This window comes from Ruoffia sp. FAM 26254 (genome assembly GCF_045528545.1).
Lineage (GTDB): Bacteria > Bacillota > Bacilli > Lactobacillales > Aerococcaceae > Ruoffia > Ruoffia halotolerans.
Window position 1 is genome coordinate 30303 of record NZ_JBGQQY010000009.1, and the last position, 13302, is coordinate 43604.

The 13302-nt window shown below is 37.8% G+C and carries 6 protein-coding genes; 3 read left to right on the plus strand and 3 right to left on the minus strand.

The window, feature by feature from the left end:
• Positions 1-62: 62 nt before the first annotated feature.
• The 3 genes from ACEN3Z_RS03840 (at position 63) to ACEN3Z_RS03850 (ending at position 9558) form a co-directional block, all read left to right on the plus strand.
• Complete coding sequence (locus tag ACEN3Z_RS03840) at positions 63-7100, plus strand: Cna B-type domain-containing protein (protein WP_407089696.1); 7038 nt, start codon at positions 63-65, stop codon at positions 7098-7100.
• Between the two features lie 515 nt (positions 7101-7615).
• A complete protein-coding gene (locus ACEN3Z_RS03845; protein WP_407089697.1) occupies positions 7616-9070 on the plus strand; it encodes a hypothetical protein in 1455 nt (484 codons plus the stop codon).
• A gap of 263 nt (positions 9071-9333) precedes the next feature.
• Positions 9334-9558, plus strand: a complete 225-nt coding sequence (locus ACEN3Z_RS03850; protein WP_407089698.1) for a hypothetical protein — start codon at positions 9334-9336, stop codon at positions 9556-9558.
• Between the two features lie 578 nt (positions 9559-10136).
• On the opposite strand, the gene sufB is transcribed toward ACEN3Z_RS03850, so the two are convergent.
• From sufB to ACEN3Z_RS03865, 3 genes are read right to left on the minus strand one after another with little or no spacing between them, the layout of a single operon-like run.
• Complete coding sequence (gene sufB, locus ACEN3Z_RS03855; RefSeq protein WP_407089699.1) at positions 10137-11531, minus strand: Fe-S cluster assembly protein SufB; 1395 nt, start codon at positions 11529-11531, stop codon at positions 10137-10139.
• Between the two features lie 4 nt (positions 11532-11535).
• Positions 11536-12030 carry a Fe-S cluster assembly sulfur transfer protein SufU gene (sufU, locus tag ACEN3Z_RS03860; RefSeq protein WP_407089700.1) on the minus strand — a complete coding sequence of 165 codons (495 nt, stop codon included), beginning with the start codon at positions 12028-12030 and terminating at the stop codon, positions 11536-11538.
• A complete protein-coding gene (locus tag ACEN3Z_RS03865; RefSeq protein WP_407089701.1) occupies positions 12017-13288 on the minus strand; it encodes an aminotransferase class V-fold PLP-dependent enzyme in 1272 nt (423 codons plus the stop codon). The genes sufU and ACEN3Z_RS03865 overlap by 14 nt, the downstream gene beginning before the upstream one ends.
• Positions 13289-13302: the final 14 nt, after the last annotated feature.

Genomic DNA, 13302 nt, shown 5'->3' on the forward strand with positions numbered 1-13302 from the left:
TTATTTGTCGCACTTAATTTTACAATTCATCATATATAATAATTATAGTGAGGAGAAGACCAATGATCAAAAAAGGAAATCTATTTATGGTTGGTGTTTTATTAGCTAATATTTTTATTCAACCATTATTTAGTTTACAGTCTGTTTTTGCAGAAGGTGAAGAAGTGGCAATAGAAAGTCACCAAGAAGTATATGAAGATGTTGAATTAGTAACTGAAGAATCAGGTGATTTAAATATAGTCCCACCATCAGAACAAGAAAATCTTGTTGAAGAGGTGGTCACAGAAGAAGAGATAAATAGTGAATATGACGAAATATCAGATGATGATAATTCAAATTTAGAGGAGAATTTGGAGTTTGATGAAACTGAAGTTGAATCAGTTGAAGAAAATGCATCATCAAATGTGGTTGTTTCTTTTATTCAACAAACGTATGAAAGTGAAGCCGTTGGTTATACTAGTTCGTTGAAATTTAATATAGCGAATATTGGTAATGCTGCTGCAGAAAACGTAGTTGTAAGAGTTCAGTTACCTGTAAATTATATTGAAGAATATAGTAATATTTCTGACTACTTCTATAATCAAGGATTAACTAATTTATCACAACACTACGATGATAATAATCTCTATGTTAATTATAACATCGGTGATTTACCTACTGGATACAATAAAGATTTCTCATTTGAATTCAAAACGATTACTGAAATTCAAGAAGAAAATATTACAGTTCCCGTAACAGCACAAGTTTTAGAAAATGGTAATACAGTTGACCAAATTGGTCCGGTAGTATATAACTTCGTAAATCCAAACATCATTTATCCCGAAGAAGATGATGAAGATAGCGACAGTATGAAAGTAATGGCAATAGGAGCAACAAGTGATGCTTTCTATGCATTAGAGCCAGAATATAATGAAGGAACAGGTGAATTTGCACTTCGCTTCCAATACGATTTAACTAAATTGTCTGGAGGAGAAGAATTCACTATTGAAATTGATCCTAATTTCGTTGAGTTGAATGAACTCCAAGATAATGTAAGTTATACAGTCGAAAAAGAGGGTAACGTATATAAGATAAAATTTAAAGATAGTTTAAGTGGTAATAACCAAGGGATTATAAGCATTAGATCAAATGTAAAGCAAGTTGAAGAGTCAAAAGAGTACACCATCTCATGGAAATTAGATGGAGTAACGACTGAGACGTCTATTTTTATAAGAAAACCTGGTGATTCTGAGAGTGATATTAAAGAGGAAAAAAGCAGTAAGAATGTTCAAAGTTATATATGGGATCTAGGAAATAAAATTAAAGGCGAAGTAAATGAAGATGGAGAGCAATTTATTACTGTCGAGGATGATATTACCTCAGTAAATATTCCTTATACCTTAGTTTATCAAACTACTACAGGTGGAATTCTTAACATTAAGGATGAGTTAGATGATTTATTAACCTATAATGAAGGTAGTTTTACAGCAACTTTAGAATCATGGGATTCAAACGGATGGAATAAAGAAAACACTACTGTTGATTTAACTGATTACTTAACAATCAATGGTAATACATTTAGTATTGAAGGCTATGAGCTACCACCTAATAGTCGTATTACGATTAACTATAATGCAAATGTTAATGATGCGAAAGCTTTAGAAACTCATCTTAATCAATTATTAGAGAATGAACAATTAGATGGCGAAGAAGGTTCTGTATCATATGTTTTCAATAATAAAGCAAAGATTAATGATGAAGATAGAGATGGTAAGTATAGTGGTAATGTTAATGTTCCTGGTGAAAAACCTGAAGTTATACCAGAATACCCTAGCAATGTGTTAGAGAAGTATGTTGATCCAACTACTGCTAATGCAACGTTTGATAATGAAGGTAATTTAATCCCGATACCTGTGACTTATACTCTTAAATTAAATATGTCAAAATTTAAAGAAGAAAATAGTAAGCAACTAACAGAAAATCTCGTTTTAACTGATAATTTGGACCCAAATCACAAAGTTGAATTTGAATTATCTGATGTGACGATCACATCGGATGGAGGAGTTACAGTACAAGTAGGAACAGTAGATAACACAGATGAAACAATCGGTAACTACTCAATCGAGAATAAACAATTCAAATTTAATGCTGGAAAAGAGCCAGCTGATTATACAATTATTTTAAAAGGTAATATTACTGCATTAAATAATCAAAAAGATTATTGGTCGCCAATACCTGCCTTTGATTACTATAGTTATAAAAATACAGCAGTCGCAGAGGCCGGAGATTTCAAAGATACTGGAGAAGCGACGACAAATGTAATTGACCGAAAAGGTCAAACAACAATAACTGATAGTAACGTATTTAATAAAACTCAAACTACAAATCCAAGCACACCTGTTTTAGGTGAACCATTTAAAGTTACATATACATTCGTTGTTAATGATTGGAATGCTGGAGTAAATGCGGTTGATATTTCAAAATCAACGATAACGGATGTTCTGGATCCAATTTTTGATTTAGATGCAGGTTATGATATTTCTTTATCTGATAATTGGAATGGGCAAAGTACAGATTATATTAATACTAATCTGAATGATGGAGTTCTAACTTTAGATTTTGATGATGCTATGCCAGAAGAAATAAAAAAAGCGCGTTGGGTTATTAACGTAACTTTAACAACAAAAACGATTACTGATCAAAGTCAAGCGTTAATTAGAAACAATGCCAGTTTAACAGGAACTGACACAGGAATCGACTATACATCGTCAACACAAACATCAGGAGAAACCACTGGTGGAGAGTTGTATGTTCGTAAAACTGTTACTGATTTAGATGAAATTGATTATGTTAAAAACTATCCATTAGAATTAGATGCAGAAGGTAAACTGAAACATACAGAGTTTAACTACAAAATTGATTTAATTCCACAAACCGATTTTTATAATACAACAATTATTCCTTTAGAGGATATTATTCCTAATCAACTTGAGTTTATTGGATTATTATCATCAGGGGATTCTGATTCAGCAACTCCATCAAATGGAACTCAGGGTGCTTATACAAACTTGGGAGGACAAGTTGATGTTATTTTTGAAGACGGCGCCCTAAAAATTGCCAATAATGGAACTAGATTTGGTACGGGACCAATTTCATTAAGATTTAGAGTGAAATTAAAAGAAGGTATTGATCTTAAAGCTGGAGACACTATTTCAAACTTTATAACTAAAACAGATCCACCAGCTAACATTACAATTGTAGATCCAGGTACTTATCCATTGAATATCTCAAAAGTGGATAGTGTGACTGGAGAGAGAGTTCTAGATGAAAATCAAGTTGCTCAATTTAAACTTGAAAAAGTTGAAGATGACGGAAATGTAACTATCTTTGATAATATTAGAATTGCTAATGGTCAACTTGTAAATGGGGAAGATAATAAAACATTAACAGTGAAAAGCATAGGTTCTTATTTACTAACGGAGTTAGTTGCTCCTGAAGGCTATATCCTATCACCTGAGCCAATTACTATTAGAGTTTCTGAAAATGGTACAACACCTAGTTCTATTGTTTTCCAGAATACACCTGGCGAAGATCAACCAGAACCAGAAAAAACATCTGTAACGGTCAGAAAAGTATGGGATGACGCTAATAACCAAGATGGCAACAGACCAGAAAGTATCCAAGTTCAATTAACAGCTAATGGTGAACTATACGGTGAGCCGGTTGAATTAAATGCAGATAACGATTGGTCATATGCTTGGACGGACTTAAAAGTGAATGAAGCTGGCGCAGCAATTAACTATGCCGTTTCTGAATCAAATGTTCCTGAAGACTATGAAGTTGTTGTTAACGCAGAAGATCCAACGAATGTTGTGATTACGAACAGCTATACACCAAAAGTCACACAAGTTGCAGTAGAAAAAGCTTGGGATGATGCAGACAATCAAGACGGTCTACGTCCAACAAGCGTAACGGTTCAACTAATGGCCGACGGTGAAGCATTAGGCGATCCGGTTGAATTAAATGCAGAAAATGCATGGGCACAAACTTGGACTGAATTACCAGTCAACGTCTCAGGAACAGCCATTGAATATACGGTTGAAGAAACAACTATCCCTGAAGGTTACGAAGCAACGCAAGAAGTTGTTGAGGGTGTGAATGTTATAACGAACACTCATACACCTGCAGTTACAGATATCCCAGTAAGTAAAGTTTGGGACGATGCAGACAATCAAGATGGTTCAAGACCAGAGAGTATCACTGCTAATTTATTAGCGGATGGTGAAGTCGTTGATACAGTTGAATTGAACGACGCAAACGATTGGGCTACAGTATTTGAAAATCTTCCAGTTTACAACAATGGTGAAGAGATCACTTATACGATTACAGAAGACGCAGTCGAAAATTATTCAACAGACATTGTTGATAGTGTCATTACGAATAGTTATACACCAGAAAAAACATCTGTAACGGTCACAAAAGACTGGCAAGATGGTAATAACCAAGACGGTAACCGTCCAGAGAGTATCCAAGTTCAATTAACAGCAGACGGTGAAATCATTGACCAAACAGCTGAATTGAACGTGGAGAATAATTGGACAGCAAGCTGGTCAGGCTTACCATTAAATGCAGATGGAACAGCGATTGTTTACTCAGTTGTTGAGTCAAATGTACCAGAAGAATTTACAGTAGAAGTAAATGACGCAGATCGCGGAAATATTATTCTGACAAACACTTATACACCAGAAGTTACAGACTTAACGGTGAATAAAGTTTGGAATGATGAAGAGAACCGTGATGGCTTAAGACCAGAAAGTATCGAAGTACAATTAGTTGCTGACGGTCAAAACCAAGGCGACCTAATAGTCCTCAATGAAGCAAACAACTGGTCATATACATGGACAAATCTAGCAGTGAATGCTGCTGGCGAAGCAATTGCCTACACAGTTGCGGAAGTTAACTTACCAGAAGGGTATACGTCAACAATTAGTCCAATTGAAGAGAATACAATTACGGTAATGAACTCTCATGATGTAGCAGTCAATGATATAAACGTTAGAAAAGTATGGGATGATGCTAACAACCAAGATAGTATTAGACCAGAAAGTATCCAAGTTCAATTAACAGCCAATGGTGAACCTTATGGCGAAGCGGTTGAATTAAATGCAGATAACGATTGGTCATATGCTTGGACGGACTTAAAAGTGAATGAAGCTGGCGCAGCAATTAGCTACGCGGTCTCTGAAACGAATGTTCCAGAAGAATATGAAGTCGTTGTCAATGCTGAAGATCCAACAAATGTTGTGATTACGAACAGCTACACGCCAGCAGTAACACATTTAGCAGTAGAAAAAGCTTGGGATGATGCAGACAATCAAGACGGTCTACGTCCAACAAGCGTAACGGTTCAACTAATGGCCGACGGTGAAGCATTAGGCGATCCGGTTGAATTAAATGCAGAAAATGCATGGGCACAAACTTGGACTGAATTACCAGTCAACGCCTCAGGAACAGCCATTGAATATACGGTTGAAGAAACAGAAGTTCCTGAAGGTTACGAAGCAACTCAAGAAGTTGTTGAAGGTGTGAATGTTATTACAAACACACATACACCAGCAGTGAAAGACGTACCAGTAAGTAAAGTATGGGATGACGCAGACAATCAAGATGGTTTAAGACCAGAAAGTATCACTGCTAACTTATTAGCGGATGGAACACCAATCGATGCTGTTGAATTATCAGAAGCCAACGAGTGGTCACATGTCTTTGAAGGCTTACCTGTCTTCGAGAACGGTGTAGAAATTACATACACGATTACAGAAGATACAGTTGAAAATTACTCAACAGAAATTGTCGAGAGTGTGATTACGAATAGATACACTCCAGAAGAAACTTCTGTAACGGTCACAAAAGATTGGCAAGATGGGAATAACCAAGACGGCAACCGTCCAGACAGTATCCAAGTTCAATTAACAGCTGACGGCGAAGCACTTGAAGGTCAAACCGCTGAATTGAACGCTGAGAATAACTGGACAGCAAGCTGGTCAGGTTTACCATTAAATATTGATGGTAAAGCCATCGAGTATTCAGTCGTTGAGATAAATACACCAGAAGGCTATGAAGTCACAGTCAATAATGACAATCATGGAAATATCATTCTGACAAACACGTATTCACCAGAAGTCAGAGACTTAACAGTGAATAAAGTTTGGAATGATGAAGAGAACCGTGATGGCATCAGACCTGACAGTATCGAAGTGCAATTAGTTGCCAATGGTCAAAACCAAGGTGAGACAGTTGTCTTAGATGAAGCAAACAACTGGTCATACACTTGGACGAATCTAGCAGTCAATGCAACTGGCGAAGCTATTACTTACACAGTTACTGAAGTGAGTGTTCCAGAGGGCTACGAAACAACTACTGAATTAGTAGATGGCGTAGTAGTAATCACGAATACGCACAAACCATCAGATCCAACACCAGACCCATCAGTTTCAGTCAACTTACAAGCTCTTAAAGAACTTGAAGGTAGAGAACTTAAAGCAAATGAATTTAAGTTCGTAGTGATTCAAAACGGTAATGTGATTGGAACAGCTAATAATGCGGCAGATGGCAGTGTTCAATTCAGTTCGATAAGATTCACAGAAGCGGGTACTTACGAGTACACAATCCGTGAATTACAAGGTAATGATGACGAAGTCACTTATGACAATACTGAGTACAAAGTCGCAGTTGAAGTAATAAGTGAAGGCGATGAATTAATCGCAAATATCACTTATCAAACAGCTAATGGAGATATTCCAGTCTTTGTTAACACAGTTGATCCGGATGAACCAGGAGAACCTGAAGATCCAGAAGAACCAGGAACTCCAGAAGATCCAGAAGATCCGGAAGATCCGGAAGATCCGGAAGATCCGGAAGATCCGGAAGATCCGGAAGATCCAAACGACCCAGAAAGTCCAACAACACCAACTGATCCTGACAAACCATCTAGACCAGGTCAATCAGGAGATTCGGACTTACCTTCAACAGGTGAGGAATCGTATGTGTGGATTGGATTGCTAGTCTTGGTATCTGGCTTAGGGTTAGTTTTGAGTCAAAAATTCAAATCTAGAGAGTAATCTAGAGGAAAATTAAAATGCTATTGTAATAGTATTTTGAAAGTAAAACAAACTATCAAGCTTAGGGTGCGCCTCTAAGTGAGATAGTTTGTTTTTTTTGTCATGTAAGGTGAGAAATGGCCTCGAGCTTTGGGACGAGGCCGTATATTGAGGGAATCCGGCTTCGTGAGGTTTGGCGAGGCCGGATATCAGAGGAAAGTGGCTTCGTGTAGACTTAAGAGGCCAAATATCAAGCAAAACTGGCTTAGTCCATCACCACGAGGCCCAAAAAATTATTTGTATCAGCCTCTTTACCTTTAAATTTTAAAAGCCAATGAACAGATTCCTTTTTGTGGATTATATTCGATATACCATCATATACAAATTTATTTTTAAGCACAGATAATAAACAAATGGTTAAGTTAGTGGATATCGAATATAATAAATAAACAAGTTAACTAAGCTTGCTTATTATAAAGTTCTTTTATATCATCAATAAAAATATGTTTTTAAAAATTTTGTACAGGAGAAAAGATATGAAACTAACAATGAGATTGTGTCTGTTGTTGCTTTGTTCAAGCATGTTTTTTAGTCAGGCTCAGCTAGTGAATGCAGAGACGCTAGCTGAGCAACGTGAGCGGGTTATTTCTAGTTTGATGGAGGTTATAAATGGGGAAGTTACTAGAGAGGAAGCCGAGCTCTATTTAGCTGAGGAAGAAGCTAATATTTTATCAACAGGAGAGATTAAAGGTTTTCGATCTTATGGTATTGATGGAAAACATTCAACGGCACAAAGCATGGTTGTCGGAGATTATTTGAATCGATACTTAGAAGAGAATACTACTGAAGACGAAAGGCAAAGGTTATATCCTTTTACAGTAGAGTTTGATAAGTTGCCAAAAAACATGAGGTTTTATCATGTAGATAATACTGAGCGAGAATTTGCTGACTTTGATGTAACTATTGAAGGTAACAAAATTTCAATGTATTACAGTTATTGGGGCCCTAACCGATCAAGGCAGAATGCTCTTTATTTGGAAGGACATCCAGAAGTCAATGAAACAAAAGAGTTAGTGGTTAAAGTACCTAATAATCAGGAAGAGAGACCCGTTCATATTAATAGTCGAATGATTACTGAACCGTTACGAGATTGGCAATATATCATTTATTTCTTTTATAATAATCAAGGTGGGATTAGTTTATTGAAGTGGGATAATCATAATCAACCTGAAGTCTTTGAGGAATATGCGACCCTTGAGACTCGCGAAGAATTAGAAGCTTTGGCAGCGAAGGAAAGAGGCGCTTCTACTATCGTACCGGGAGATTTAACTGAAAGTAATTGGTCAGTTCCTGAAGATTGGCGAATGTTATCCTCGCGACGAGGCGATATACCACCTGTAACGTGGGAACTACTGTCTACTCAATTAGATGAATTAGTTATTGAACCCGTCTTTCCACAAGATGGTTTAGTCACAGGTTATGTCAACCCATTATATAACATAGTGGTCACTATGACACAGACTATGAATGATGAGGTACTATCTGTCATTGAAACAACACCTAATGATGAGGGGTATTTTTCAATTGATGCCGACGCTGCGGTGGGGAGAGTTCCAACAATAACAATCCTAAATGAACAGGGACAACAAGTTTATGAAGCAGAATTGCCAATTGTACAGTACCAACCTACGGCGTTAGCACATGAATCGGGTTATCTAACGTTAGAACGGTATTTCGTAGGACAAAGTTATATTGAAGGGTATACTTATCCTTTTGCAGAAGTAAATATAATGCAATTAGACGGTTACGCTTCAACGGGCATCCCACCCATAACAGCGGATAGTAATGGTTATTTCTATGCGGATGTTAAAGCTCATCCAAATAATCTGACAACAAATGTTGTAACAGTTTCACATCCAGAAACATTGGAACCCATTACTGTTAGTCCATATCCTTGGACACAAGCTGAATTAGATAATGCAAACTGGTAGAAAATAAGGCACAATCCATGTTAGTAATGACTAATATGGATTGTGCCTTTTTATTTGGAAGATATTATTCGTTGCTGAATCGGTGAGGGGCCTGAAAATGAGTGGAAGTGACTTCGTGTGGGTATACGAGGCCGAATATCAGAGAAAACTGGCCTCGTCCATCATCACGAGGTCCAAAAACCAAAATTTACAAAAACAAATTAATGGAATCCTCTCTTTTTTACGTATATATACATAGGACTAAAAAGGGAGGCTGGATTATATTGAATAAACTGCAATTTTTGGAGTGTTTGAGAGACCGCTACAAGTTACCAAAAAATTTGGAGTGGCGTTTGGAGAATTACCGGACGTGCTTTATTGGTGAGAGCGAATGTTTGTTGTTGCTGTTGCCAGAGATTACCAAAAAATTGGCTGGTTTTAGCAGATTTGAATTTTCCGCTGGCTGCTGGGCGTATGCAGATAGAAGTTATGTTGATCTCGTCACGTAAAGACTTTCATTTTGAGGTCAAGAATTTGCTTCAGAATTAAGTATATGAAAATGGAATGTAGATGTACAATGGAAGAGAGATCGGCAATGATTTCTTTATTCAGATGAAGCGAGCGCGTGGGAAATTAGTAGAAAATTTACAGAAGATTGGGGACATGTTCCAGTGGAATCGAGGTTAATATTGATCAACGAGGAAGATACAGTCAATATTATGGATACGGATCAGCAAAGTAACTATATTAAGCGTTGGCACGTTAAAGGAATATGTACATAATGGGGCTAAGTTATATATGGCGAATGAATTCGACTTGAAAGATGGCAATATTTGGCTAGTGATTGGATAACTCGCTAAGGAAATGATGACTATCCAAGAAAATGAAGACCCACGATGTGGCGGCTTCTATTATCCTGAGCACCCAAGTAATCGGAACTGAATGGGAAATCGACATCTAAACACCACATCAATAAAGTCTCGATAGGGTGTTTTTTAACAAGTCATATTATCTAGTTAAAAAAGCTTGAGCAGATTATATTGTCTCTGCTCAAGCTTTTTTTAATTAGATAGTGCAGTTAATGAATCTACCCAACCGATCCTTCCATCTCATAAGCGATTAAACGGTTAAGTTCAACGGCGTATTCAAGTGGTAATTCTTTAGCGAATGGTTCAACAAAGCCCATAATAATCATTTCAGTGGCAGTTGCCTCATCTAACCCACGACTCATTAAGTAGAAGAGTTGCTCTTCTGATATTTTTGAGACTTTCGCTTCGTGTTCTAAGGTCACATTGCTGTTGTGGATTTCGTTGAATGGAATTGTATCAGAACGTGACTTTTCATCCATAATAATCGTGTCACATTCAATATGTGAGATTGAACGGTCACTGTTCTTGTCAAAGTAGACCTGTCCAAGGTAATCAACATTTCCCCCGTCTTTGGCAATCGATTTTGAAACGATTGAACTCGATGTATCTGGAGCCATGTGGAAGATTTTAGCCCCTGTATGTTGATGTTGATTCTCACCAGCGAAAGCAATTGATAAGACGGTTCCGCGAGAACCACGTCCATTTAAGAAGACACTTGGATATTTCATAGTGAGATTAGAACCAAGGTTCCCATCAATCCACTCCAGTGTTGCGCCTTCTTCACAGTGACCTCGTTTAGTCACGATATTGTAGACATTGTCTGACCAGTTTTGAATGGTAGAATAACGACAATAGGCGTCTTTTTTAACGACAATTTCAACTACGGCAGCATGTAAGTTGGCATATGAGAAAGTTGGGGCAGTACACCCTTCAACGTAATGAATACTTGCACCTTCATCTACGATGATTAATGTACGCTCGAATTGTCCAGACTTTTCATTGTTCATTCGGAAGTAAGTCTGCAGTGGAAGAGTTGTTTGTACCCCTTTTGGTACATAGATAAAGGTTCCACCACTCCATACAGAGCTGTTTAATGCTGCTTGGAAGTTATCTTCTGAAGGGACAACACTACCAAAGTATTCTTTAACCAATTCAGGATAATCGCGTAAGGCAGAATCCATATCCGTAAAGATGATACCTAAGTTTTCATATGCACTTTTCATACGTGTATATACTGCTTCAGATTCGTATTGAACTGTCGCTCCTGCCAAATAAGCACGTTCTGCTTCTGGGATACCAATCCGTTCGAAAGTCTTTTTAATCTCATCGGGAACATCATCCCAAGTACGAACAGGGCGGTTAGTTGCTTTTTGGTAATACGTGATGTCATTAAAGTCAATTCCAGATAGATCAGGCCCCCATTCTGGAATGGGTTTGTTCTTATATATTTCATAAGCTTTTAATCGGTAGTCTAACATCCATTCAGGTTCATCCTTCTCTTGGGAAATGGTTCGGATAACCTCTTCATTTAATCCCAATCCAGTCGAGAATATAATCTCAGCATTATCTTGGAAACCAAATTCATAATCGCCGAGAACTGGTACGTCACTCATTGTATCACTCTCTTTCTATAATTCCTTCTTCTGTCTGAGCAATTTGACTCATGCCTAATTCAAGGGCTCTCCAAGCAAGTATGCCACATTTATAACGTGCAGGAAATTTCTTAATGCCTTCTAACAAGTAGGCATCTTGCAATACATCTTGTAATTGAGTCGTGTCCATTAAAGGTTTAGCTTGCGATTTCAGTTCTCCACCTATTAAATGGGTAAAGTTCTCTATAATCTCAAGCGCTTGCTCCTTTGTTTTGTTTTTTAACGTGTCACACATCATATCGGCGCTGGCCATACTAATGGCACAACCTTGGCCGGTAAAGCCAACTTCTTCAATTGTGTCATTATGCAGTGTGAATTCAACAACAATGGCGTCGCCACAAGTCGGATTTAATAATTCAACACGATGAGTGTAATGGGCAATCGGTTTTTTATGGCGCGGGTTCTTTGAATGGTCCATGATGACTTCTTTGTAAAGGCTCGTTAGATCAAATAGAGACATAATCAAAAAACTCCTTTATTTTCTTTGTCACTAACAAAAATTGTTCAACTTCAGCGGCAGTATTGTACATACCAACACTCGCTCTTAAAGTAGCCGCGACATCAAGTTTGCGCATCAATACTTGGGCGCAATGATGTCCAGCTCGCACAGCAATACCTTCCATATCATAAGCAGAGGCTGCGTCATGGGGATGAATAGTAGTAAAGTTGAAACTAATAATACCATGAGGATTCCGTGCAATGATATCAGGGCTCTGGTAAAGTTCAATACCATCAATTTCTTGAAGCCCTTGGTACAACTGTTGGGTCAAAGCGGCTTCATGTTGAGCAATGGCTTCAACACCAATTTGGTTAATATATTCTAAGGCCGTTTGTAAGGCGATCGCTTGTGCAATCGGTGGGGTGCCGGCTTCAAACTTCCATGGTGAGTCTTTATAATTACTCTCATAATCACCGACAGAGTGGATCATCTCACCACCATATTGAACGGGCCGTGCATGTTGGTGGTGTCTTTCATTTAAGTAACAAATACCAATCCCAGTCGGACCGTAAGCTTTATGCCCGCTAAAGCAATACGCATCAATACCTAGATCGTTCACGTTAATCGCTTGATGAGGGATTGCTTGAGCGCCATCAACAATGATTAAAATATCGTGTTCGCGTGCCCATTCACTAAGAGCTTGGATCGGTTGTTCAACTCCAAGAACATTGGATACATGTTGGATCACGATGGCACGAATATTTTCTGTGTTTCTTTTCTTTAACACAGAAAGGTTAACTTGAAAATCCTCATTAAGCGGCATATATTCTAACTTTGCCCCCTTGCGTTGACAAAGTTCTTGCCAAGGCACTAGATTAGAATGATGTTCTAGAGGTGTTGTTAAAATAATATCATCGGTTTCTAGTTGGTCTTCAACAAGCCCTCTAGCAAGAAAATTAATCCCATCGGTGGTTCCACTCGTGAAGATCACTTCACTAGCATCCTTTGCACCAATGAAGTCCGCAATATATTGCCGACTTCCTTCGTAAGCACGAGTGGCTTGCTCGGCTAAAGTATGGACACCGCGGTGAATATTGGCATTATCATGATGGTAGTAGTCGGCTAATGCTTCAACAACTGAATGAGGTGTCTGGGATGTAGCTGCATTATCAAAGTATATTAAGGGTTCATTATTGACACTTTGTTCTAAGATTGGAAATTGGGCTCGAATAGACTGGCTTTTCTCTTGAGAGAAGAGTCTTAAAGGTGTGAATGTCATGGTGTCACCTCCTA